Here is a 24,375-nt window from a genome sequence, read left to right on the forward strand (position 1 = left end):
TTTCTATTACCCGGGTTTTTAGCGCGCAAAAGCATTCTTTTTTAAACCTGAACCCTAAAGCGCTATATTTACCTTAGATAATGCGCTACCCAACCAACAAAAAACCTGTACTAAAAAGGATCATCGCGATAATATCATTGGCATTGGCTATTTTTTTGCTGATGCTGTTTGCTGATCATCCGGCCGCTGTTGAACGTTATTATGCCAATGGTTTTTACATTATTATTTGCCGGGTTTTTCATTCCATTTTAAACATATTTCCGTTTAGTGTTGGCGACATTATATATATAGCCGTGGTTATTTATTTGATCTATGCGGTGATTAAGCTAATTGCCCTGCTGTTTAAAAAAAGGTTCCAAATGGCGGGGAGACTTTTTTTAGGGTTGGTTATAGGTATACAGGCAGGCATTGTGGCTTTTTATATGTTGTGGGGAATGAACTATTTCAGGCTGCCGGCCTCCGAGCGGCTTGGGCTCAGCGACACGGCTTTTACAACCGCCGATCTTAAAGCCGTAACCCGCATCCTGATTGACAGCGCCAACGTTACCCGTGCACGGCTTGCACCGGCAGACTGGGCCCAAAGTAATACCCATATTTATAATACAGCACGGCATGCAATCGGCGTACTCAGTAAAGATTCTGTTAATTTCAGGGCTTATAATCCTGATATCAAACCATCGATATTGACGCCCTTATTAAATTATATTGGCACCTCGGGCTATTATAACCCTTTCACCTCCGAAGCCCAGGTAAATTACCAGATGCCCATTTTTAACCGGCCCTTTGTGGTATGTCATGAAATGTCGCACCAAATGGGGTATGGGGCCGAAGATGAAGCTGATTTTGCGGGTTTTGTCATCGCCGTAAAATCGCACGACAGATTATTGCGTTATTCGGCATATCATCTCGCCGTGCAGGAATTCATGCATTCGCTTGGTGCCCGTGATACCCTTGCTCATAAAGAACTCAAAGCGCTCATCAGTAAAGATGTACGCAGCGATTATATCGCAGAGCGTAATTACTGGCTGGCCTACGAAAACAAGCTGGGCGCTATAAGCAGTATTTTTTACGATAATTTCCTGAAAGCCAACAACCAGCCCCAGGGCCTCGAAACCTATAACCGCATGGTGTTGTTAGCTATGGCGTGGTATAGAGATAAGTGGGTTCATTAGTAGTTCATAGTTGATGGTTCACGGATCATGGCCGAATTTGAATCTTGTTAGTGATTACCACTAATTGCCATGAACCATTAGCTATGAACCATGATCTCTTTCATAAACAAAAAATGCGTTCCGTATCTCACCCCGGAACGCACACAATATCACGTCTCAAATGATATTGAATCAACTAAATCTCAGATATCATCTTAAATGCGTACCCAAGCTCTTCTATTCGGATACCGGAGTGGAAACCGGCACGAAATTTATCAAATGTTAACTATACAGTTTTAAAGTACAGCAAATAATTACCCTAAAAAAAGCCGATTGTAAATATTTGAATAAAAACGGCGCTGCTATGTAATTATTATGAATTAATCTTCAAATTTACCTCAAAATCTTTAAAAAGCCTCGTTTACTTCACATTTATATGGATAAATTGTTTGGTAAAATTGCTGTTACTATAAAAGCAAATTTTATTATTGTTTCAATGTTTCTTCCTGCTTTGGTTTTTGCTCAAAAAATTAATCAAAAGGAAATAAAACGGGAGAAAACATTAGCAAAGTCAGTAACCATTATCAGGGATAATTGGGGAGTTCCTCACATTTATGGAAAAACAGATGCTGCTGTTGTTTTCGGATTGATGTATACCCAGTGCGAAGATAACTTTAAAGGCATTGAACGCAATTACCTTTACCAGTTAGGTAAACAGGCCAAGGTTGATGGCGAAACTAATTTATATACCGACGTGCAGCTGCAACTGATTGCCGATAGTGCCGACGCCATTAAAGATTATAAAACAAGCGCCCCCTGGTTCCGGAAATTATTGGATGCTTTTGCCGATGGCATTAACTATTACCTGTACAAACATCCCGAAGTAAAACCCAAAGTATTTAAACATTTTGAACCCTGGTACGCGTTGATGTTTACCGATGGCAGCGTTGCCGCTACCGAAACCGGGGGCATTAAACTAAGCGAAACCAACGACTTTTACAGTACCGCCCCCGAAAAGCTTGGCGCGGTAACCAGCCAGCCTGTAAAAAATATTTATGATATGGTGAACGAGCGTGAAACCGGCTCAAATGGCTTTGCTATAGCGCCATCCAAATCGGCATCGGGCCATGCTTTGTTGTATATCAATCCGCATGTGCCGTTCTATTTCCGCAGTGAGGTTGAGCTGGTAAGCGATGAAGGCCTTAACGCGTACGGGGCTGTTACCTGGGGCCAGTTTTTTATTTACCAGGGCTTTAACCAGCATTGCGGATGGATGCATACCAGTGCCTATGCCGATGTGGCCGATCTTTACGCCGAAAAGGTGAGCAAAAAGGATGGTAAATGGTATTACGAATATGACGGTAAGCTAAGGCCCGTTATCACCCGCGAACTATCTTTCAAAATAAAGAATAACAATGAGATTGAACAGCGCTCTATAACAGGCTATTATACCCATCATGGCCCGGTGCTGGGCGCCAGGGACGGTAAATGGCTTGCACTTAAAGCTAACAACCGCTCATATAATGCCCTGGTTGAGTCATGGCTGATAACCAAAGCCAATAACCTGGCCGAATATAAAAAGGCCATGAATATGTTATCAAACGCTACGAACAGTACCGTTTACGCCGATGATAAGGGGAATACAATTTTTTGGTACGGCAACTACATCCCTAAACGCAATCCCAAATATGACTGGAGCCTGCCGGTTGATGGCAGCACATCGGCCACCGAATGGCAGGGTGTCCACAAGCTGAGCGAGATCATCACCATTACCAACCCCGCCACCGGGTGGGTCCAGAACTGTAATTCAACGCCGTATACGGCTTCGGGCACGTCAAGTCCGAATAAAAGTAAATACCCGGTTTACATGGCCCCCGACGGTGAAAACTACCGCGCGGTAACTGCTATCAGGATTTTAAAAGATGCGAAAAACCTTACGCTTGATGACCTGGTAGCTAAAGGGTATGACCACCATCTCGCTGCTTTTGACGATCTGTTACCATCACTTTTCAAAGCTTATGACGCCGCTCCCGATTCGGTTAAGCAATCGCTTGCCGGGCCAATAAAGGTCCTGCAGTTGTGGGACAGGAATACCGCTATCCATTCGGTAGCCAGTTCGCTTGCTATTGAATGGGGCACCCTGATGATGAAAGCGCTGCCCCCGCCTCAAACCGATCAGGAAAGCACTTTTATTACCCGGCGCTTTCAAACGCTGGTTAAAACCATAAGTCCGGCGCAGCAGTTGGCCTGGTTAAACGATGTACTTCAAAATTTGCAAAGCCGTTTTGGTACCTGGAAAGTGGAGTGGGGGGAGATGAACCGTTACCAGCGCCCGGATGATGGCATTACCTTTGATGATAATAAACCCAGTATCCCGGTTGGTTTAACAGGATCGGGCTTTGGACAGCTGCCATCGTTCCAGAGCCGCATCATGAACACCAACAAGCGGTATGGATATTCGGGCAATAGTTTTATCGCTGTTGTGGAATTTGGTACACGGTTAAGGGCCAAAAGCATCGTAAACGGCGGCAGCTCTTTTGATCCTGCATCAAAAAACTTCACCGATCAGGAGCAGGGCATTATTGACGGTAAATTTAAGGACGTGCTGTTTTACAAAAAAGATGTTTTAAAGCATGCGCAGCGCACCTATCATCCCGGCGACTATTTTAAATAGTAAAAAGTATATTTGGTAAGTTAAAAAATGAAGAGAACCCTGTTAATTGCCTTATTGTTATTTTGCAGCGCAGCGTTGTTTGCCCAAAGCATAACCATTAATGATCTGGCAAATATCTCCAATCTTTCAAACGCCGAAGCACACAACTATCTTACCCTCGGAAAAAAATTCAAGCGCCAGTATCTCCAGGATGTTAATGGCAACAGCATTGAGCACCTGAACAGGATAGGGCCGGATAATAAGGAAGAAACCATTGTAATAGGCGTTAACAGCAAGTTAAGCAGCGGGGCTATATTGCGCACCGTTACCTACGCCACTTCTACACCGCAACACATCATTAATTTAATAGGCCAGGCAAAACACATGGGCCTGATCATGAAACTCCACGGTTCTGATATTAAAAACGATATCTATCTGTTTGATAATGATTTTTTCCATATCGTAATATTCCTTAATCACGATAATATCTCCGGCTCGGTAGAAGTGCACCAAAAGGAATATTTAGGTTTTGATTGATTCTGAACCGTGATTTTCGGGATTTAAGGATTGCCGGGATAATAGTCGAAATATCCCTGGTTATTTAAAATTCCGTCCATTTAACAAATTCAAAAAACAGTTCAGACAAAAATCCTGTCCATCTAATAGATTCCTTAAAAATCCCGGTTCAGAAAAAATCATGACAATCCTTAGATCCTGAAAATCATGGTTCTGATCTATGCCAAAATAGTTGAACATTTTGTTTAATTCCCGATAACTATTTACCTGCAAACCTTATTTCTTTGTATTACCGATATAAACTTTTTTGAGAGCTATTCTATGAGTAAGCGATACTGTTTAACCCTCGATCTGAAAGATGACGCGGCACTCATTGCCGAATACGAAAAATATCACCAGGCTATTTGGCCCGAAATTCATGACAGCATTATCGCCAAAGGAATCACCAAAATGGAGATATACCGTTTTGATACCCGCATGTTCATGATCATGGAGGTTGATGATACTTTCAGTTTCGATAAATCGGCAGCTTTAGATGCGGCGAACCCTAAAGTAAAGGAATGGGAAGATTTGATGTGGGGATTTCAGTCGCCGGTAAAAAATGCGCCCGCAGGTGCAAAATGGGTTTTAATGGACAAAATTTTCTCCTTATAAATAGAATAGTTATGCTAAAGAAACTACAATTACTGTTGATGTTTGTATTGCTGATGGCCCCATCGGTATTTGCGCAAAAAATGATAGGCACCGAAACCGACGCCCAGAAAGAGAAACGCATGGAATGGTGGAAGGACGACCGCTTCGGCATGTTCATTCACTGGGGCCTGTACTCGCAGGCCGCCCGTCACGAATGGGTAAAGCATAACGAAAAAATTGATAATGCGGGTTACCAGAAATATTTCGACCAGTTTAACCCTGATCTTTTTGATCCGCAGAAATGGGCAAAGCAGGCCAAAGCGGCAGGGATGAAATATGCTGTGCTGACCACCAAGCACCACGAAGGATTTTGCCTGTTCGATTCAAAATTTACCGATTATAAAGCTCCCAATACCAAAGCCAAACGCGACCTGGTACGTGAATATGTGAACGCTTTCAGGGCACAGGGTTTAAAAGTGGGTTTTTATTATTCACTGTTAGACTGGCACCATCCCGATTATATAATAGATGAGCATCATCCGCAGTCGCCTGCCGATAAAAGTGATGCATCATACGCTAAGCTGAACAAAGGGCGTGATATGGCCAAATACCGCCAGTACATGCGCGATCAGATCACCGAACTACTAACCAAATACGGTAAAATCGATATCCTTTGGCTTGATTTTTCTTTCCCCCGTAAGGATGGGCACGGTAAAGGCAAAGACGATTGGGGATCAGTTGAATTGCTTAAGCTGATCAGGAAGTTACAACCGGGCATTATTGTAGATAACCGCCTTAATTTGGAAGAGTATAAAGACGGCGCCGATTTTGAAACCCCTGAACAGGTAAGCACCGCCGAGTTAGCTAAATACCGTGGCAAAACCTGGGAAACCTGCCAAACCTTTTCGGGTTCATGGGGCTACTACCGTGATGAAAATACCTGGAAAACCCATCGTCAATTGCTTGATCTGTTAATTACTTCGGTAAGCAATGGCGGCAACCTGATCCTGAATGTGGGTCCAACCGCCCGCGGTGAGTTTGACTATCGCGCTACCCGCGCGCTGGATAGCCTTGCTTACTGGATGCACGCCAACAGCAAATCGGTATACAACTGTACATTTGCTCCTGATACTTATAAAATACCAGAGGGAACCAAGCTTACTTATAACAAAGCCGCCGGTAAACTGTATATACATTTGTTTAACTATCCGCAAGGCAAGCTGGTTTTACCTGGTTACAAAGGCAAGATCAAATACGCGCAGTTTTTAAATGACAGCTCGGAGCTTTTATATAAGGATGGCAGCGGTGACGACCTGGAGTTAACGCTCCCCGCACAAAAACCGCCGTATGAAATTCCGGTAATTGAACTTACGCTTCAGCAATAAGCAAAAAAATATTGTCCTTACTAAAAAAAGGGCCGATCATATACAAATAATGTCAACACAAAAGGAAACATATTTAAGGATCCATCCGCATGATAACGTACTGGTAGCCTTGCAGGACCTGCCGCAGGGAACCGTTATCACGTTTGATGGACAAACGTTTACACTGGTAGATAAAGTAGCAGCTAAACATAAATTCGCCATTAACGAACTGCCGGTAGACAAGGAAATTTACATGTACGGCGTGCTGGTAGGCAAAGCCTCAGCAACCATACCGCAAGGTGGTTTGTTAACCACCGAAAATGTACACCACGCGGCCGAAGGTTTTCATTTGGGCGATCGCAAACTACAATGGCACCAGCCCGATACGGCTAACTTTGAAGGCAAAGCCTTTATGGGCTACCACCGTGCCGATGGTTCGGTAGGTACAGGTAACTACTGGATTGTGGTACCGATGGTTTTTTGCGAAAACAGGAATATCAACGTATTAAAGGAAGCACTGGTTGATAAGCTGGGCTATAAAAAAGCCAAAAGCTATGAAGGTGATGTAGAGCAACTGATGGAACTTTACCAGGCCGGTAAATCTGTTGAGGAAATTTTGAATGCCGATATCCAGGTATCCGAGGATAAGCCAAACTCTAAACGCCTGTTCAAAAATATCGACGGTATTAAATTTCTGAGTCACAGCATGGGTTGCGGTGGCACCCGCGAAGATTCAGATACCCTTTGCGGACTCATTGCAGGCTATATTACCCACCCCAACGTGGCCGGAGCAACCATATTAAGCTTAGGCTGCCAGCATGCGCAGGTAAGCATTTTGCAAAATGAAATTGCTAAACGTGATGCTAATTTCAGTAAACCGCTGGTTGTACTGGAACAGCAAAAAGTAGGCACCGAAAGCGAGCTGTTGAAACAAGCTTTGAAACAAACCTTCGCGGGTTTAGTGAAAGCCAATGAAACAACCCGTCAACCTGCACCATTGTCAAAACTGTGTGTTGGCTTGGAGTGCGGCGGTTCGGATGGTTTTTCGGGCATTTCGGCTAACCCGGCATTGGGTTATTTATCCGATCTGCTGGTTGCCATGGGCGGTTCGGTGATCCTTTCAGAGTTCCCTGAGCTTTGCGGTGTGGAGCAGGAACTGAGCGATCGTTGTATCGATGTGGAAACCGCTAACCGCTTCATGCACCTCATGACTACTTATAATGCACGTGCAGAGGCGGATGGGTCAGGCTTCTATGCCAACCCATCGCCGGGTAATATCCGCGATGGATTGATCACTGATGCTATCAAATCGGCCGGTGCAGCGAAAAAAGGTGGTACATCGCCGGTAACAGCGGTATTGGATTACCCGGAAAAAGTAATCAAACCCGGTTTGAATTTACTATGTACCCCCGGAAGCGACGTGGAAAGCACCACTGCCGAAGTAGGCGCAGGTGCAAACATCGTATTGTTCACCACCGGTTTGGGGACGCCTACAGGCAACCCGGTTACGCCGGTCATCAAACTATCAACCAATACGGCTATGTTTCAGCGCATGCCCGATATTATAGATATTAACTGCGGTACCATTATTGAAGGTACTGAAACCATCCAGCAGGCCGGCGAGCGGATCCTGGATTACGTAATAAAAGTAGCCAGCGGCGAAGCCGAACCAAAGTCGGTAAAACTTGGCCAGGATGATTTTATTCCGTGGAAGAGAGGGGTGTCGTTGTAGCCCCACCCAAACCCTCCCCTAAAGGGAGAGGGCTTTTGATTAGCGTGAAAGTATAAAGTTGTTGGCGGAAACACCAACAACGGTGAAGAGGAGAGTATCGTTATAACATCAATAAAAGCCGGGGCTCGTGCGATTCCCTCCCTCGGGAGGGTGTAGGGAGGGGTTTCTTCGATATGTTTAATCGGCAAGCATGGTGTATAAACCCCTCCCTGCCACCGCATAGTCCAACCGCACCCCTCCCGAGGGAGGGAATTGAAAAAAGTTGTTGGTGACAATACCAACAATGGAGTTGAGAGATAAATTAATAATAACCATAAAAACAAAAAAGTCTCCCCTTTAGGGGGAGATTTAGAGGGGGCCCGGCCCATACTTATGTTCAAACTAACCAATAAATCAGTAATTGTAACCGGTGGCGGCAGCGGCATAGGCAAAGCTATGGCCGTGTTATTTGCACAGCAGGGTGCCGAAGTTCATATCATCGAATTAAATGACCAGGCGGCAGCCGATACCGTAACTGAAATAACTTCGGCAGGTGGCAAAGCAACCGGCTATGCGTGTGATGTTAGCAACCAGCAACAAGTGGTTGATACTTTTACCAAAATAGGTAAGATAGATATCCTGATCAATAACGCAGGCATAGCGCATATTGGCAGGGCAGATAATACCAGCACCGAAGATTTTGAGCGCGTGTTTAACGTGAATGTTAAAGGCGCTTACAACTGCCTTTACGCGGCCCTCCCGGCAATGAAAGCCAATGGCGGCGGCGTGATCCTCAACACGGCTTCCATAGCGGCCAGCGTTGGTATTACCGACAGGTTTGCTTACTCCATGAGCAAAGGCGCCATCCATGCCATGACTTTATCGGTAGCGCGCGACTTTCTGCATGATAACATCCGTTGCAACTGTATCTCGCCGGCAAGGGTGCATACACCTTTTGTGGATGGCTTTATCGCCAAAAACTACGCCGGCAAGGAGGATGAGATCTTCGAAAAGCTCTCAAAAAGCCAGCCGATAGGCAGGATGGGCAAACCTGAAGAAGTAGCAGCTTTGGCGCTATACCTGTGTTCGGATGAGGCCGGATTTATTACCGGTACCGATTACCCTATCGATGGCGGCTTTATTACCCTGAACAATTAAACCTGACTTGATATGATTAAAAAGCTATTATTAATGGGTATGTTGCTTGGCGCCGTACGCGCGGGTGCTCAAACCTACACGCCAACGGCCGACAACCTTGCTGCAAGGCAAAATTTCCAGGATATGAAGTTCGGCCTGTTTATTCACTGGGGTATTTACAGTGAGCTTGGCGCGGGCGAGTGGGTGATGAATGAAAAGCATATCCCTTATGATAGCTATAAACGCCTGGCCGATTTCTTTAATCCGCAGGCTTTTAACGCCCACGACTGGGTGATGTTTGCCAAAAAAGCGGGTATGAAGTATATCACCGTTACCTCGCGCCATCATGATGGGTTCAGCATGTTTGGTACTAAAGCATCGCCGTACAATATTGTTGATGCTACGCCATACCACAAAGACCCGCTGATGGAGCTGGCGCAGGAATGTGTTAAAGAAGGCATCGAACTGCATTTTTATTATTCGCTGTTGGATTGGGGCCGCAAGGATTATGCTTATGGCAGTCCGATAGTTGACGGCAAACCCGCAAATGGCGACTGGGACAGCTACATCAATTTCATGAAAGCGCAGCTTACGGAGCTCATTACCAAATACCCCGGCGTTAAAGGCATTTGGTTTGACGGCCACTGGGAGCGTGATGTTAACTGGCATTATGACGAGATCTACGGATTGATCCATAAACTGAACCCCGCCATACTGGTAGGCAACAACCATCACCTTGAACCTAAAGAAGGCGAGGATTTCCAGATGTTTGAGAAAGACCTGCCCGGAGCCAATACAACCGGCTTCAGCGGTAAATCAAAAATAGGTGCATTACCTTTGGAAACCTGCGAAACCATCAACAACAGTTGGGGCTTTAACATTACCGACAGGAGCTTTAAATCATCAAAACGCATAATCCATTATTTGGTGAACGCAGCCGGTTTAAATGCAAACTTTTTATTGAACATAGGCCCGATGCCTAACGGAAAAATTCAGCCTGAATTTACCGATACACTGGCTGTTGTAGGCGCCTGGGTACAAAAAAACGGGGAAGCTATTTATGGTACCCGAGGCAGCGGTATCCCGGCACAGCCCTGGGGAGTAATCACCCAAAAAGATAAAAACCTGTATGTGCATGTGATGACCGCACCGCAACAACCCTACGTTTTCATTCCGCAATTAAAAGGCAAAGTAACTAAAGCAGCATTACTGGCCGATGGCAGCACGGTGAAATTTAAACAACAAACCGAGGGCGTGTTTGTATATCTTAGCGGCGTGGCAACCGACCCTAACGATACAATTATTAAACTGATAACAAACTAATACAACGACAATATGAAACTTATACGATTTGGCGAGATTGGGAAAGAGAAGCCGGGAATTATACAAAACGATAAAAGATATGATGTATCGGCCTTTGGCGAAGATTACACCGAACAGTTTTTTGAAACTGACGGACTTAGCCGCCTTGCTGATTTTATAAAAGATAACTTACTGCCCGAAGTTGCCGATGATGTACGCTTAGGAAGTCCTATCGTGCGCCCTTCAAAACTGGTTTGTATTGGCCTTAACTATGCCGATCACGCTAAAGAAACCAATGCACCGCTGCCGCCCGAGCCGGTGATCTTTATGAAAGCAACCACCGCTATTGTTGGTCCGTTTGATGATATCATGATCCCTAAAAACTCGGTTAAAACCGATTGGGAAGTGGAACTTGCTGTGGTTATCGGCAAAAAAGCATCGTATGTGGAAGAAGCCGAGGCTATGGACTACGTTGCCGGTTACGTACTGCACAATGACGTAAGCGAGCGTGAATTTCAACTGGAGCGTAATGGTACCTGGGATAAGGGTAAAGGCTGTGATACCTTCGCGCCGCTTGGCCCGTTTTTAGCTACACCTGATGAAATTGCTGATCCGCATAACCTGCGACTGTGGCTAAAAGTTAACGGCGAAACCATGCAGGACGGTACTACCTCAAACTTTATATTTAACCTGCCGCACCTGATCTCATACACCAGCCAGTTCATGACCCTGCTGCCGGGCGATATTATCTCGACAGGTACACCTGCAGGGGTTGGCTTAGGGATGAAGCCGCCGATCTACTTAAAAGCAGGCGACGTGGTAGAATTAGGTATTGAAGGCCTTGGCGAATCAAAACAAAACCTGATAGCTTATGCTAAAAATTGATGCACATCAGCATTTCTGGCAATACAACCCGGTAAGGGACAGCTGGATCACTGAAGACATGCAGGTAATAGGGCGGGATTTTTATCCCGAAGACCTGTTACCTGTACTGCAAAAACACGGCATGGATGGCAGTGTCGCCGTTCAGGCCGATCAGTCGGAAAAGGAAACAGAATTTCTGTTAGATCTGGCATCCGTTAACCCCTTCATCAAAGGGGTAGTAGGCTGGATAGATTTGAAAGCCGGTGACCTTGAAGATCGCCTGCATCATTTCAAAAAATATGAAAAGCTTAAAGGCTTCCGGCATATTCTGCAGTCGGAGCCCGACGAGCAATACATGCTTGATCCGCAATTTAAAAAAGGCATCGCCGCTTTGGGCAAACACGGATATACTTATGATATCCTCATCTTCCCTAACCATTTGCCGTATGCTGCGCAATTGGCAGCTGAATTTCCGGATCAAAAGTTTGTGCTCGACCACATGGCCAAGCCATACATCAAAGCCGGAAAAATTGATGGATGGAAACAGGATATCGAAAAGCTGGCAAGCTATCCCAATGTATCCTGCAAGGTATCGGCCCTGCTCACCGAGGCGGACTGGGACCACGCTCCCGCAGCTGATTTTATCCCTTATATCGATATTGTATTCAACGCTTTCGGTATCAACCGGGTAATGTTCGGTTCCGACTGGCCAGTGTGCCTTCTGGCCGGAGGCTATGAAAAAACAATGGAGGTAATGGACCTGTATGCTGAAAGACTTTCCGCTGCAGAAAAGGAATTGTTTTTTGGCGGGAACGCGGCTGCTTTTTACAGCTTGTAGCTGGTGTTACTGTTGATGCAAATGACAGGCGATCCGTGGGGACACGGATCGGGGAGATTAAATTAATTCATTACCCCGCGTTCGTGTCCTCACCAGAAGTGTTCGGAAGAAATAAAAAAAGCGAGGATAGTGCGATTCCCTCCCTTGGGAGGTGTAGGGAGGGGTTTCATTCACAGACTTATTCGCCCGAAATGAAGTATAAACCCCTCCCTGCCACCACGAAACCCAGCCGCACCCCTCCCAGGGGAGGGAATTAAAAATCTTCCGAACACATATGGTGTCCTCACGAACGCTTTTGTAATTTATGTCATTGGATAACCACCGCGGCTCCCCGGAAAAAAATCCTAATGACGTGTAAAATACATTTAAAGATGGTGCGCGGGGCGCGTTAGTGATAGGAGCGGATACCGGCCTTGTGGCTAATGCCTGTGCAGTATGAGCGCATAGCACGGGCCGCAGGCAACGCCCATGTTCTGAACCGGGATTTGGGCGGATTATTCGGATTTATTGGATTTCTCTTGAAATATCTCCGGCTATTTAAAATCCTGTCCATTTCAGAGGCTGTTTAAAAACAAATAAAAGCGCCATCGATATGACATGGTTTGATAAGTCTTAATCTCATCAAATTTCGCTCTTTTACGATACTTCGCCACTGTACTAAAATCACTAAACTGTACTGTATATTATTTATTTCAAAACGATAGGCTCTATTATCAATATGATAGCGCAGTGTTTGGTGCATTTAATTATAAATCAATTAAATATCAGCGTAAATGTAATATTAAGGTAATACAGAGCGTCAGATATAAGTATGGCACACATTTAGCTATATGTACACATGATGGGTATAAAATAACATTAAAAAGGCGAACCATTTCTCTCCCGATAACGTTATATGGGTACCAATCAGACTTAAATTTTTATGTTAGACGTTATGTACACAACCCTGTTACAAGTTGTAGTCCTGCTTGCGGTTTTCATTTTGCCGATGTTCATATTTGGCAAAAGGATCAGGAACAAAAAAGTAAAGACCGTTAATTACAAGATAGATACCGATACCTCTGAGGCCCGATATGCTATTAATGAAAATGGCTTCCTTGAAGAAATAAATACAGGTAAGCTGTCAAAGCACCGTAGTTGAGTGCAAAAACATACAAAAGCAAAGCACGCTTTTGCCTGCTTTGCTTTTGTATTTAAAAACTGATCTTATTACTCCTGTTTTTTCAGAAACCCTTCTCATCCGCGCTTGGGCCGTAGCTGCCCGGTATCGGGATATCCAGTAAACGTAAATAAACTCCCAACTGTGCCCTGTGGTGTACAATCTGGCAATAGGTCATCCTGATCACTTCCGCTTTTGTCCGCTGATTAAGGATCTGTTCTCCATTACGTAGTGTCCAGATTTTATCAAACGTGCTGATATCAGCTTTTTGCAGGCTTGAATAGCCATCGGCCAATGAATCCTCAAACAACTTCAGCAAATCGGCAGTGCCGCTCACTTTTTTAGGCTCGTAAGGTACAGTGGCAAAATCCAGTTCGTCGGTATTTAAGGTAATAGTAACCCAGGTAGGCAGTTCAGCAATGTGGGTAGATAGCTGTTCAATAGTCATGCTTTTAGGATGCGGTTTCCACTGGTATTTATCGTCGGGGATGCGGCTTAGCATTTTTTCGGTGGTTTGAGCTTCCTGCTCCATCTCCTGCAATAACGATTTCAAAGTGTCCATAAGTGTTGTTGTTTGTTTTATGATGTAAAATAACAAAGGGATAATGACAGCCCTATGTCAGCAGGGACCGTTGATTTTTTTGATTTCGCTGATTTTATTTCTGAACCGTGATTTTTGGGATTTTAGGATTAATCGGATTCTCTTTTTTAGATAAATGATTATATAAAACGGAACTTTTCCGTCAGCAGATAAGTTTCGGGTGAAAGCAGGCAGAACAATGGTGGGCTTGTGTGGCTGCAAAGGCATTAGCGAATTTTGCCGGGAGAGGAAACGGGTAAGGCCAGGCAAAATTTAGCAGCCGTGGTTCTGCCTGTTTTGCAGGGCAAAGGCATGGCGAGGCATGGAGGGCGGACTGTGGGCAAAGAAACCTCTCTGCTGACTTGATTTATTCGTTAAGTATTATGTTTTAATAGGTACTCATGAGCTCGTTTCACTCGGTTTTTGGTTACTTTTGTATCAAGACAAAAGTAACAGCCACCGCGGCAAATGAGCGGCGAATGTATGTTGTTTAAAACCTCAGCTCATTTAATTGGGCGTTGCCTGCGGCCCGGGCTTTCCGCTCATACGCCTGTAGGCATTACGCTCAGGGCCGGTATCCGCTGCAATCCCTAACGCTGGCTTTTGCTAATTTAAACTATGAACTACACACCACCACAGCTCCGCACCGTTAACGTGATCCGTTACGTAACGCCGTTGCGCGAGGGCGGGTCATTGCCGGCTATTGCCGAAGCCGATGACGAATTTTTATATGTACTGAAATTCCGTGGGGCAGGCCAGGGGGTAAAAGCCCTCATTGCCGAACTTATTGGCGGCGAAATAGCGCGCCTGTTAGGTTTCAAGGTCCCTGAGCTGGTATTTGCCAATTTAGACGAAGCCTTCGGCCGTTCGGAAGCTGATGAAGAGATCCAGGACCTGCTGAAGTTTAGTGTGGGGCTTAACGTGGCGCTGCATTATTTGTCGGGCGCTATTACTTTTGATCCGGCGGTAACTATTGTTGATGGCAAACTGGCTTCGCAAATAGTTTGGTTCGATTGCTTGCTTACCAATGTAGACCGTACCGCCCGTAACACCAATATGCTGATATGGCATAAAGAATTGTGGATGATTGATAACGGCGCCGCGCTGTATTTTCATCACTCATGGAACAACTGGGAGGAAATGGCTACCCGCCCGTTTTTACAGGTGAAAGACCATGTGCTGCTGCCCCGCGCCAACCAACTGGACACGGTTGATGCTGAATTTAAAGCAATCCTAACGCCCGAAAAGATCCGTGATGTAGTTGCGTTGATCCCCGACGAGTGGATCACCTACCGCGATTTTGAAGAAACGCCTGATGAGGTACGAAATATATACGCCGGGTTTTTAATAACCCGGCTGGCCGCTTCAGAAGTATTTGTTAACGCCGCAAAACAAGCCCTATATGCAGGTATTTGAGTACGCCATAATCCGCGTTGTACCAAGGGTGGAGCGCGAAGAGTTTATCAATATAGGGGTGATCCTGTTTTGCCCTAAGCAAAAGTTTTTAAAAGTATTGTTCAAGGCTGATGACGCAAGGTTAGCTGCCTTTTGCGGTGACCTTGACCTGGATTGCCTGAAGGAAAATATCAATTCGCTTGAGCGCATCTGCAATGGCGAAAAGGATGCAGGGCCAATAGCGCAGCTTGATCAGCCCTCACGCTTCCGCTGGCTTACGGCTACACGCAGTACGGTGGTACAGGCATCCAAAGTGCATCCGGGCATGACTGCTGATGCGGAGGCTACGCTGAACAGGTTGTTTGAGCAGATGGTGTTGTGATGATATTTGCTCGTGAGGACACAGGCAAAGGGGAAGAAAAAAAAGCTCGCGCTCGTTTGTAACGAGTGCGTAGCTGGGTTTGCGTTTATAACGCACAGGCGATACAATCGCCAAACCAGATTAAGCACTCGTTGCAAACGAGCGCAAGAACATTATCTTAACACTACATTACCTCTCATCACTTCGCCGATGCTGGTGTTGTCACCAACATCTAATCGCCCCTACATTACCTCTCATCACACCATTTCTCCATCATCATAAAATCAAATCCATTAGTTTTATAAGCACAATTATAAACGCAGGGATATGAACATCAACCGAAATCTGATCAACAGGGCCATGCTGCTTGTGGCTCTCATCATTATAGCTTTTTTTACAGCAGTAAACGCCAACGCCCAAAGCCACAAAAAATTCAAAGTAGTTGCCTTTTACACCGGTCGGAACGACCTGGCGCATATCAGCTTTATGCACGAGGCTAATCGGTGGTTTCCTAAAATTGCTAAAAAGTATAATTTTACCTACGACAGCACCAACAACTGGGCAAATATGAACCCTGAGTTTTTGGCCAGATACCAGGTAGTAATATTTTTAGATACCCGCACTGATAACCCCGAACAACGTGCAGCTTTTGAACAGTATATGAAAAAGGGCGGCGCCTGGATGGGGTTTCATTTTTCGGCCTTCGCGCTTACGCCCTCGGACTTTCCGCAAAACTGGGACTGGTACCATAACGAGTTCCTCGGTTCGGGACAATATGTGAGCAATACCTGGCACCCAACTTCGGCCATTTTAAGAGTTGAGGATGCTAATCATCCGGTAACCAAAGGCCTGCCCATCACTTTTAAAACCAACCCTAACGAATGGTACCGCTGGGAACACGATCTTCGTAAAAATCCGGATATCGATATCCTGCTGGCGGTTGATTCAACAAGTTTTCCCTTGGGTACAGGCCCAAAGCAACACGAGATCTGGCATAGCGGTTACTACCCCGTAGCCTGGACTAATAAAAACTACCGCATGGTTTATTTCAACATAGGTCACAATGATATGGACTATGACGGCGGCACAAACAAAGAGCTTTCTCAAACTTTTGCTAACGATAATGTTGATAAGCTGATCATCAACTCGCTGCTTTGGTTAGGCAGAGGAAAATAGTGGCACCAGCCCCTTGAAGCGGAAGTTTTATTTTTACGCGGGTTTAAGGTGCATCCACGCCCTGAACCGTAACCTAAGAAAAAAACTCTTCAAAAGTGGGGGAATGTGCGATTCCCCTCTTGAGAGGGGCGGAGGGGTGTGTTATTCTACGTGCGGCTTATCGCTTGTATAACACATCCCTGCTCCCGCTTTTTCCTACTGCGCCCCCTCTCAAGAGGGGATTTTAAAGCGCTTACGTTAAATTAATCCCTTAGATTAACGGTTATGGCATCCACGCCTGAACCTTGCCAGGGAAGGAGCGTCCACGCTCCCCGCCACAGGCAAGAAATTCCTGCGTATCCGGGCGCAAAAAACTATCGGAAAAACAGAGCATAAAAATGGTGTCGCCACATTGTCAGTATGCCAGACAGATAAAGCCTCCATTGGGTTTTTTCTCAAAAAAACGCTAAAAAATCGGCAAAATTACACTTTTAAATGCTACCAATTTTAACCTTTCAAAAAAACGCGTTTTAAACTCTTTATAGTTTTAAGTGTTGATTATCAGTATTTTAATAATGTTTCACGTAAATGTTAAAATATTGAATATCAACGTGTTTCATAAAAAAGGTGTTCCGCGTTTTTACATTCAGAATTTGGAACACCCCCGTTTTTCCAAAAAAGAACGCCGGCAGGATTTTTAAATTTTTATGGGGAATCAAAAATTTGGGACATGCGTTTTGTTACAATTGGAATGCAGGACTTCGTCGGGACAATGTAAATAAAATACCTATTGGTATATTTTAAAGGCGCTTTTGCTTATTTTGCCGGCGAAATCCTGCCTCGCTTATGAAAAAGTTAAAAACGGTATTTAACCAGGTAAAATCTCTTAATGGCGCCGAAGCGCCTGGTACGGTTAACTTGCTATGGCAATTGATCTGTTATTCGCCTAAAATGCCGGTCCGCCTGCAGCAGCAACTTTTGCTTGATGAAGCCAAACCTTTTACACTTGAAATAGATGATCCTCATTTTGCCAAATCTACTTTAAAGTTCAACGGTTTTACCTGGGGAGAGGGGAAACGCAAAATACTTATCACCCACGGCTGGGGCTCAAAAGCCGCCGACTTTGCCGAGCTCATTACGGCTTTAAAAAGTGTTGATGATGTGCAGGTAATAGCTTTTGATGCACCGGGTAACGGCAGCTCGGAAGGAGAGCTGTCAAACCTCCTGCTCTTCGCCAAAGCTGCGGCAACGGTAATCAAAACCTTTGGGGCGCCCGATGTGCTCATCGGTCACTCGTTAGGGGGAATGGCCAATGCCATTGCTATTAAGGAAACGGCTATTCAGCCTGCCTTGCTCATCAGCATTGCCCCGCTGATTAATCTGAAAGAGAATTTTATAGCCAGCCTGAACGCGGCCGATGTAGCCCCGGGTTTACAGGATCAATTCTTTACTGATTTTGAGGCATTGTTTGATATGGAGGCTTCGGATTTTACACTTCATAATTTATATCCTGCCGGCCTGGTCGGGAAGCATTGGTTAGCCTATGACCCGGAAGATAAAATTGCACCCTTCGCATTCCTGGAAAACTTCCTTATCGCTCATCCCGAAGTTGAAACCAAAGTATACCAGGGCCCCGGTCATGAACGCATTATTAAAGATGAGCTTGTTATATCAGATCTCGTTAGCCTGATAGCTTAATTTTACATAAAATGCTTTAAGCTTTTATAAAACTATTTGGCTGCCATCACCTCATCCATGGCTTTCATAAAAGTTGTCACTTCAATTTCGTTTCGGTGTGCCTTTAAATATGCTAACAGCTTCCTGTGCGCATCTGCGGGTGTAACCAAATAATCGCCGCCCACGCCGTGAAACATGAAGATGCCCAGTCCACCGCTTTGTTGTACTTTCTTTACAAAATCTATCAGGGCATCGCCGGTTACCGGGTTGCCTGTTACGCCCCATGAGGGCACTTTTAACGGGTCGAGGTTTTTAAAATCAGTGATCACAGCATCCGGCCCGCCGCCTATACGGGCGTATTTTGCGAGGCCTGCTTTACGCAGGGTATCAACATAGTTCACGCCGCCAACTTCAAGTTCAGTGCAGGGGTAGGCATAAGTGCGGCCGCCGGTTTTACCATCAAGGGCAAAAAGCAGGGTGTTCATTTCCTTTATTTCGCGCACCATGATATATGGGGTATAATTGGCCGAATTGTCGGCAGGATTAGTTTTTACATTTAGCAGGCACGGATGGTACAAAGTATGGTTAGCGAGTTCGTAACCTTTTTTACCTGCCTGGCGCCAGCGGGGTAACGAAGCTTCGGTCATGTTTCCGGTTAAAAAAAAGGTGGCGGTAAGATGTGCCGAATCCAGTTGCGGAATGGCTGTGTTTAGCTGCGAAGTTAGCCCGTCATCATATGTAAGCACAATGATGGCTTTTTTGCGTTTGGCTTGTTGAGCGTTGGCAACAAATAAAAAGTTGAGCAATAACAGAAACAGCGCTAATTTTTTCATGACGGGGGCTTTGGATTAATTGGCCTAAAATAAAAAAATCCGGTTGGATAACCGGATCTCTTCATAATTTTAACATACCTCGCTCTGCACCCCCGAATAATATTTCAGCTCGATCAGGTCATGCGGCAGTGTTTTGGTATTCCAGGCATGATGAATAGCCAATGCTGTACCTACGGCAGTTGCCTGTGCCATCGACGCGGCGTAAACTTCCAAATGAGGGAAGGCCAGCGCCAGCAGGTGCATGAAAACGCTGTTTTTACTAAAGCCGCCATCTACAAAAATGCGCTTTACCGTACAGCCGTTTAAAACATAATTGGTTGATATGGTTTGCTGGGCAATAATATCAATCATGAGTTGGTGGTAAGCTTTAACATCATCGGCAAAACTGTTTAAGTCGCGTTGCTCAAATGCCGATTTCTGTAACTGGCCTTCATTTTCATTTGCCTGTAGTGACGGCTGATTATTTAACCGGGCTGCAATTGCAGGATCATAATTTATGGCACGATACCTGATCTCGTCCTGGTTAAAGTGGGCGGCTATTCTTTTTACCTGCTGCTCATATTCATAACCCGTAAACAAACGTGAGGCTTTTACCGGGCTGCCTTTATATTGCAGGTAGTTAAGACAATCATGCTTCAGCTCATCAGCTGTAAGCGGTGTTTGGTTAAAAGGGTTCAGGCTGATAGACCAGGTACCCGTAGAGATCAGCACAAAGGGCATATTAAAGCTCACGAGGTAAGGGATGAGCGCTGCCGAACTATCATGCAACCCAATACCAACCTTGTAAGTGCTGCCCGGAAATTCGGCCGGAAGCACACTATCTGCGGGATGAAGAGGCGCCATTTTGGGCAGGATCTCTTCATCGTTGAGCCAGTTGTGATAGGTGTTCTTAGCAAAATCCCAAAGAGCGGTATGGCAGCCAATGCTGGTAAGGTCGCTCACCATTTGCCCGCTGATAAGATAGCTCATATATTGGGGTAGGTGTAAGGCATACTTTATCCGCTTAAACACTTCGGGCTGTTGATATTTAAGCCTGTATAACTGCAATCCCGAATTAAGGTTGCCCAAAACCGGCGAGGCGGTTTCTAAAGCAAACCTGGCTTCATCGCCATAGTTTTCATAAAACTGCCTGCTCAGTTCAGGCGGATATGGTTTGAGGTAATTATACAGTGGGGTAAGCGGCTTGCCGTGTTCATCAACATAAACAAAGCTGGCGCCATAAGTTGAAAAGTTGACCGCTTTAAGATCAAACTCTTTATGCTTAAAAATTTCCCGCAATGAATCAAACACCGATAACCTGAGGCTGTCGAGGTTTTCACATGCGTCGCCATCTTCGTCGTGGGTTTCCAAAAAACGGGCTGTCCGTTCAAAAACTATTTTGTAGTTCTCATCGAACAGGAACAGCTTCTTGTTGGTTTTACCCACATCAAAAACGGCTATAACAGGTATCGGCTCCATAGACTTACAATCCGGTTGATACTGCTTTAGCTCCTCTTTCGTTTATCAGTTGCTGCCTGATAGTTTGCTGCCTGTAAACAGCCAGCGGGTTTAACGCGCCGCCTGCTCTTAAGCGTGCTTCGGCCAATAACGAACGGACGTCGGTGCGGTAAGCCTGCTGCAATATTTCCTGGGCAAGTACTACATCATTATCCTGTTGGGCCTGTACCAATGCTGGAGTATCTACTAACAATGCCTGTGCATAGGCTATCTTAATGGCTTCTACTGATTGTAACAGGTCTTCAATCGGATCTTTTACATTGTGTGAAGCATCGATCATCCAGCCTATAGAAGTGGCGTGTGTCATGCCGCGGGCGTCCATACCTTCAACCAGTTCGTTAAAGATCAGGAACAACTGATATGGATTGATACTGCCAACGGTAAGGTCATCATCACCATATTTTGAATCATTAAAGTGGAAGCCGGCCAGTTTGCCTTCCATCAGCAGTAATGAAACTATTTGCTCTATGTTTGCCCCTTGTAAATGGTGACCAAGATCAACTAATGTTTGTGCTTTTTGTCCCAGTTTTGATGATAACAGGTATGATTGCCCCCAATCGCCAATAGTGGTTGAGTAGAAGTTAGGCTCATAAGGTTTATACTCAACCCAAACTTTCCAGTCGTCAGGCAGTGCCTCATAAATTTCCTGTAAGCTTTCTAAAGTGCGTTCAAACGCGCCGCGCATGTTCAACTGACCGGGGAAGTTCGATCCGTCCGACAGCCAAACCGATAATGCTTTTGAATCAAGTTCAACGCCGTATTTGATCACCTCAATATTGTGGGCAACAGCCTGTTTGCGTACCGCTTTATCTACATGGTGCAATGAGCCAAATTTGTAGCTCAGCTCCTGTGATGGCTGATCTTGGAAGGTATTGGAGTTAACCGCATCAAAATGCAAGCCCAACTGCGCTGCATGAGCTTTGATAGCTGAGGCATTGGATGGGATATCCCAGGGAATGTGCAGCGAAATAGAGTTGCTGCTACGGTTAAGTGCATGGATCAAGCCCACGTCTTCAATTTTTTCTTCCAGGCTACGCGGCTCACCACCGCCCGAAAACCTGCCGAAACGGGTACCACCCGTACCCAAAGCCCAGCTTGGTATAGCAATATTAAAATCAATCAGTTTTTGCAGGATGGTATCCAGATTTTTTACATCACCGGCAACAAAATCAAATTTGCGCTGATGATCTTTTAGTTGCTGATGATTGGCTTCATCAATTTTATATTTTTCTAACTGCATAATTGGTATTGGTTATAAAGCAAGTTCAAGTTTGACGCTTGAACTTGCAAAATTTATAAATATGTCATTGCGAGGAACGAAGCAATCGCATGCTATACAGAGTGGCTACGCATGGTGGTCATGCTTCCGTGCGATTGCCACGCTATCGCTCGCAACGACATGGGTTACTGTAACTATCTCACAAACGCCATCGCCACGCCGCCATCAACATTCAACACGTTACCGGTTGATTTGTTAAGCAGGCCGCCTGTAAAGGCAAAGCAGGCATTAGCTATATCGGCAGGTAAAATCACCTCGTTTAATAAAGTACGTTTTGCGTAGTACGCTGGCAGTTCATCTACGGTAACGCCGTAAGCTTTAGCACGGCCTTCGGCCCATCCGCCGGCCCAAATGTTGCTGTCGCTGATTACGGCATCCGGGTTAACAACGTTCACACGGATTTTATCGGTGCCAAGCTCGGCCGCGTTCAGCCTGCTCAGGTGTAACTGGGCCGATTTTGCCGAGCCGTAGCCGGCGTTGTTCGGTCCGCTCACTAAGGCGTTTTTGCTTACAATGTTGATAATGTCGCCGCCAATGTCTTGTTTTTTCATCACAGCAACTGCCGCCTGGGTAATGAAGAACTGGCCTTTAACCAGTACGTCATACAATAAATCCCAGTCTTTTTCAGTATGGTCGGCAATTGATTTAGAGATAGACAAGCCGGCGTTGTTCACCACAATATCAACGCCGCCGAAAGCTAAAGCAGCAATTTCAAGCGCTTCGTTGATCTGATCGGCTTTGGTTACGTCAAGTACGGCAGTTGTGTATGAATCTTTGCCGTATTGCTTTTTGAACTCCTCACCTGCACCTTCCAAGCGCTCGGCATTCATATCATTCAGAATAACTACAGCGCCTTCATCAACAAATTTTTTGGCGATAGCTTTACCTATACCACCTGCGCTGCCGGTGATCAGGGCAATTTTACCTGAAAGGGCTTTTGGCTTAGGCATACGCTGTAGTTTGGCTTCTTCCAATAGCCAGTACTCAATATCAAAAGCTTCCTGGCGCGGGAGGGAAGTATATTCGGAGATAGCTTCAGCACCTTTCATTACGTTGATGGCGTTGGTATAAAACTCGGCAGCAACACGGGCGGTTTGTTTATCTTTTGAAAAAGAGAACAAGCCTACACCCGGATACAGGATGATCACCGGGTTGGTATCCCTGATAGCCGGACTGTTATCATGCTTACAGGTATTGTAATAATCAGTATACATTTGGCGGTAAGCCTCAAAGGCAGGAGCCAAACGTGCTTTTAACGCGGTAACATCGCTCAGGTCTTCGCCCGGTGCAAGGTCAAGCACCAGCGGACTGATCTTTGTACGCAGGAAGTGGTCAGGGCAGCTGGTACCTAATGGGGCCAAACGGTCAAGGTCATTGGAGTTAATAAATTCCAGTACGCGGGCATCATCAGTAAAATGACCAACCATGTGCCTGTAGCTTGAACAAAAACCACGTAATATAGGTGCAAGGGCAGCCGCCTGTTTTTTACGGCTGGTCTCGTCCAAACTTTCAACTTTTTGACCACCGAAAACAGGGCCTTTTTTTCCGTAGTTTTCTTCAAGATATTCGGCACAGCGCTCAATAACCTCAAGCGTGTTCATGTAGCTTTCGTAAGCCGTATCGCCCCAGGTGAATAAACCATGCGAGCCCAGCATTATACCACGGATGCCGGGATTTTCGTCAAGGCATTGTTTTAATTGCAGGCCGAGCTCAAAGCCTGGTTTTTTCCATTCAACCCAGCCGATGGTGCCGTTAAAAAGCTCCTGGGTTATTTTTTTACCATCTTTTGCTGCCGCGATGGCGATGGCAGCATCAGGGTGCAGGTGATCAATGTGTTTGAATGGCAGGAAGCCGTGAAGCGGCGTATCAATAGATGGCGCTTTCGAGTTAAGATCGTAGATGCAATGGTTAAATAATTCCACCATTTCGTCTTCAAATTCAACCCCGCGATAAATGTTTTTCAGGCTACGAAGGCGATCAACATAAAGGGCAGCCAAGCCGCTCTTTTTCAGCGTACCAATGTCACCCCCCGAGCCTTTGATCCACATTACCTCAACATCATTGCCGGTAAGCGGGTCTTTACTCATCAACTTGCATGAGGTGTTGCCGCCGCCGTAGTTGGTAAGGCGCAGGTCGGCACCCAAAAGGTTGGAGCGGTATATGAGCAGGGCTACTTCATCGCCCGCCAGTTCGGCGGCTTTTGCTTCATCCCACAAATAGCTTACGTGTTTAAATTCAGTTGTTTTCGACGACATATATTTTAATTGTTG

Annotated in this window: 20 protein-coding genes; 15 read left to right on the top strand and 5 right to left on the bottom strand. The window is 45.5% G+C overall.

From position 1 onward, the window contains the following. Window positions 1-80: 80 nt before the first annotated feature. The 11 genes from FHW88_RS28545 (at window position 81) to FHW88_RS28595 (ending at window position 13,310) form a co-directional block, all read left to right on the top strand. The gene (locus FHW88_RS28545) at window positions 81-1,172 is read left to right on the top strand and encodes a DUF3810 domain-containing protein (protein WP_176628916.1); all 1,092 of its coding nucleotides are present in this window, start codon (window positions 81-83) and stop codon (window positions 1,170-1,172) included. Window positions 1,173-1,587: 415 nt separating this feature from the next. Next, on the top strand, window positions 1,588-3,825 hold the full coding sequence (locus FHW88_RS28550; RefSeq protein ID WP_176628917.1) for a penicillin acylase family protein: 2,238 nt from the start codon (window positions 1,588-1,590) through the stop codon (window positions 3,823-3,825). A 27-nt stretch (window positions 3,826-3,852) separates the two neighbouring features. Beyond that, the gene (locus tag FHW88_RS28555) at window positions 3,853-4,341 is read left to right on the top strand and encodes a hypothetical protein (protein WP_176628918.1); all 489 of its coding nucleotides are present in this window, start codon (window positions 3,853-3,855) and stop codon (window positions 4,339-4,341) included. Between the two features lie 300 nt (window positions 4,342-4,641). Continuing rightward, entirely contained in the window at window positions 4,642-4,974 is a 333-nt protein-coding gene (locus FHW88_RS28560; protein ID WP_176628919.1) for an L-rhamnose mutarotase, read from the top strand. An 11-nt stretch (window positions 4,975-4,985) separates the two neighbouring features. Further along, on the top strand, window positions 4,986-6,338 hold the full coding sequence (locus FHW88_RS28565) for an alpha-L-fucosidase (RefSeq protein ID WP_176628920.1): 1,353 nt from the start codon (window positions 4,986-4,988) through the stop codon (window positions 6,336-6,338). 49 nt (window positions 6,339-6,387) lie between these two features. Further along, window positions 6,388-8,049, top strand: a complete 1,662-nt coding sequence (locus tag FHW88_RS28570; RefSeq protein WP_176628921.1) for a UxaA family hydrolase — start codon at window positions 6,388-6,390, stop codon at window positions 8,047-8,049. A gap of 372 nt (window positions 8,050-8,421) precedes the next feature. Then, window positions 8,422-9,186, top strand: coding sequence for an SDR family NAD(P)-dependent oxidoreductase (locus FHW88_RS28575; RefSeq protein WP_176628922.1), 765 nt, complete (start codon window positions 8,422-8,424; stop codon window positions 9,184-9,186). A 12-nt stretch (window positions 9,187-9,198) separates the two neighbouring features. Continuing rightward, a complete protein-coding gene (locus FHW88_RS28580) occupies window positions 9,199-10,488 on the top strand; it encodes an alpha-L-fucosidase (protein ID WP_176628923.1) in 1,290 nt (429 codons plus the stop codon). A 12-nt stretch (window positions 10,489-10,500) separates the two neighbouring features. Beyond that, on the top strand, window positions 10,501-11,352 hold the full coding sequence (locus tag FHW88_RS28585; protein WP_129571394.1) for a fumarylacetoacetate hydrolase family protein: 852 nt from the start codon (window positions 10,501-10,503) through the stop codon (window positions 11,350-11,352). After that, entirely contained in the window at window positions 11,339-12,169 is an 831-nt protein-coding gene (locus tag FHW88_RS28590) for an amidohydrolase family protein (protein ID WP_176628924.1), read from the top strand. Before FHW88_RS28585 ends, FHW88_RS28590 begins: the two co-directional genes overlap by 14 nt. A gap of 934 nt (window positions 12,170-13,103) precedes the next feature. Next, window positions 13,104-13,310: a hypothetical protein gene (locus FHW88_RS28595; RefSeq protein ID WP_090528232.1), complete on the top strand. Its 207-nt coding sequence runs from the start codon at window positions 13,104-13,106 to the stop codon at window positions 13,308-13,310. Between the two features lie 82 nt (window positions 13,311-13,392). On the opposite strand, the gene FHW88_RS28600 is transcribed toward FHW88_RS28595, so the two are convergent. Then, entirely contained in the window at window positions 13,393-13,890 is a 498-nt protein-coding gene (locus FHW88_RS28600) for a DinB family protein (protein ID WP_176628925.1), read from the bottom strand. Between the two features lie 636 nt (window positions 13,891-14,526). Here FHW88_RS28600 and FHW88_RS28605 point away from each other — a divergent pair. The 4 genes from FHW88_RS28605 to FHW88_RS28620 all read left to right on the top strand — a co-directional run bounded on the left by FHW88_RS28605 (window position 14,527) and on the right by FHW88_RS28620 (window position 18,517). Next, complete coding sequence (locus FHW88_RS28605) at window positions 14,527-15,324, top strand: HipA family kinase (RefSeq protein WP_176628926.1); 798 nt, start codon at window positions 14,527-14,529, stop codon at window positions 15,322-15,324. Next, complete coding sequence (locus FHW88_RS28610) at window positions 15,311-15,685, top strand: DUF3037 domain-containing protein (protein ID WP_090528220.1); 375 nt, start codon at window positions 15,311-15,313, stop codon at window positions 15,683-15,685. The genes FHW88_RS28605 and FHW88_RS28610 overlap by 14 nt, the downstream gene beginning before the upstream one ends. Before the next feature lie 306 nt (window positions 15,686-15,991). Next, window positions 15,992-16,840 (top strand): ThuA domain-containing protein, encoded by an 849-nt coding sequence (locus FHW88_RS28615; RefSeq protein ID WP_218117325.1) that lies wholly within the window; start codon window positions 15,992-15,994, stop codon window positions 16,838-16,840. 825 nt (window positions 16,841-17,665) lie between these two features. Beyond that, on the top strand, window positions 17,666-18,517 hold the full coding sequence (locus tag FHW88_RS28620) for an alpha/beta fold hydrolase (protein ID WP_090528212.1): 852 nt from the start codon (window positions 17,666-17,668) through the stop codon (window positions 18,515-18,517). A 32-nt stretch (window positions 18,518-18,549) separates the two neighbouring features. Here FHW88_RS28620 and FHW88_RS28625 read toward each other — a convergent pair whose 3' ends face one another. The 4 genes from FHW88_RS28625 to FHW88_RS28640 all read right to left on the bottom strand — a co-directional run bounded on the left by FHW88_RS28625 (window position 18,550) and on the right by FHW88_RS28640 (window position 24,360). After that, on the bottom strand, window positions 18,550-19,329 hold the full coding sequence (locus FHW88_RS28625) for a polysaccharide deacetylase family protein (RefSeq protein WP_090528209.1): 780 nt from the start codon (window positions 19,327-19,329) through the stop codon (window positions 18,550-18,552). A 69-nt stretch (window positions 19,330-19,398) separates the two neighbouring features. Then, the gene (locus FHW88_RS28630) at window positions 19,399-20,787 is read right to left on the bottom strand and encodes an FGGY-family carbohydrate kinase (RefSeq protein WP_090528206.1); all 1,389 of its coding nucleotides are present in this window, start codon (window positions 20,785-20,787) and stop codon (window positions 19,399-19,401) included. A gap of 4 nt (window positions 20,788-20,791) precedes the next feature. Beyond that, entirely contained in the window at window positions 20,792-22,066 is a 1,275-nt protein-coding gene (locus tag FHW88_RS28635) for a sugar isomerase (RefSeq protein ID WP_176628927.1), read from the bottom strand. A gap of 173 nt (window positions 22,067-22,239) precedes the next feature. Further along, complete coding sequence (locus FHW88_RS28640; protein WP_176628928.1) at window positions 22,240-24,360, bottom strand: bifunctional aldolase/short-chain dehydrogenase; 2,121 nt, start codon at window positions 24,358-24,360, stop codon at window positions 22,240-22,242. Between the last annotated feature and the right edge of the window lie 15 nt (window positions 24,361-24,375).

The sequence above is a fragment of the Mucilaginibacter sp. SG538B genome (assembly GCF_013376065.1).
GTDB lineage: Bacteria > Bacteroidota > Bacteroidia > Sphingobacteriales > Sphingobacteriaceae > Mucilaginibacter > Mucilaginibacter rubeus.

Excerpts from the sequence above, each read along its gene's own strand:
- FHW88_RS28630 (WP_090528206.1), bottom strand. The coding sequence starts at position 20,787 with ATGGAGCCGATACCTGTTATAGCCGTTTTTGATGTGGGTAAAACCAAC.
- FHW88_RS28555 (WP_176628918.1), top strand. The coding sequence starts at position 3,853 with ATGAAGAGAACCCTGTTAATTGCCTTATTGTTATTTTGCAGCGCAGCG.
- FHW88_RS28550 (WP_176628917.1), top strand. The coding sequence starts at position 1,588 with ATGGATAAATTGTTTGGTAAAATTGCTGTTACTATAAAAGCAAATTTT.
- FHW88_RS28590 (WP_176628924.1), top strand. The coding sequence starts at position 11,339 with ATGCTAAAAATTGATGCACATCAGCATTTCTGGCAATACAACCCGGTA.
- FHW88_RS28560 (WP_176628919.1), top strand. The coding sequence starts at position 4,642 with ATGAGTAAGCGATACTGTTTAACCCTCGATCTGAAAGATGACGCGGCA.
- FHW88_RS28570 (WP_176628921.1), top strand. The coding sequence starts at position 6,388 with ATGTCAACACAAAAGGAAACATATTTAAGGATCCATCCGCATGATAAC.
- FHW88_RS28595 (WP_090528232.1), top strand. The coding sequence starts at position 13,104 with ATGTACACAACCCTGTTACAAGTTGTAGTCCTGCTTGCGGTTTTCATT.
- FHW88_RS28640 (WP_176628928.1), bottom strand. The coding sequence starts at position 24,360 with ATGTCGTCGAAAACAACTGAATTTAAACACGTAAGCTATTTGTGGGAT.
- FHW88_RS28580 (WP_176628923.1), top strand. The coding sequence starts at position 9,199 with ATGATTAAAAAGCTATTATTAATGGGTATGTTGCTTGGCGCCGTACGC.
- FHW88_RS28615 (WP_218117325.1), top strand. The coding sequence starts at position 15,992 with ATGAACATCAACCGAAATCTGATCAACAGGGCCATGCTGCTTGTGGCT.
- FHW88_RS28585 (WP_129571394.1), top strand. The coding sequence starts at position 10,501 with ATGAAACTTATACGATTTGGCGAGATTGGGAAAGAGAAGCCGGGAATT.
- FHW88_RS28575 (WP_176628922.1), top strand. The coding sequence starts at position 8,422 with ATGTTCAAACTAACCAATAAATCAGTAATTGTAACCGGTGGCGGCAGC.
- FHW88_RS28620 (WP_090528212.1), top strand. The coding sequence starts at position 17,666 with ATGAAAAAGTTAAAAACGGTATTTAACCAGGTAAAATCTCTTAATGGC.
- FHW88_RS28565 (WP_176628920.1), top strand. The coding sequence starts at position 4,986 with ATGCTAAAGAAACTACAATTACTGTTGATGTTTGTATTGCTGATGGCC.
- FHW88_RS28605 (WP_176628926.1), top strand. The coding sequence starts at position 14,527 with ATGAACTACACACCACCACAGCTCCGCACCGTTAACGTGATCCGTTAC.
- FHW88_RS28610 (WP_090528220.1), top strand. The coding sequence starts at position 15,311 with ATGCAGGTATTTGAGTACGCCATAATCCGCGTTGTACCAAGGGTGGAG.
- FHW88_RS28545 (WP_176628916.1), top strand. The coding sequence starts at position 81 with ATGCGCTACCCAACCAACAAAAAACCTGTACTAAAAAGGATCATCGCG.
- FHW88_RS28625 (WP_090528209.1), bottom strand. The coding sequence starts at position 19,329 with ATGAAAAAATTAGCGCTGTTTCTGTTATTGCTCAACTTTTTATTTGTT.
- FHW88_RS28635 (WP_176628927.1), bottom strand. The coding sequence starts at position 22,066 with ATGCAGTTAGAAAAATATAAAATTGATGAAGCCAATCATCAGCAACTA.
- FHW88_RS28600 (WP_176628925.1), bottom strand. The coding sequence starts at position 13,890 with ATGGACACTTTGAAATCGTTATTGCAGGAGATGGAGCAGGAAGCTCAA.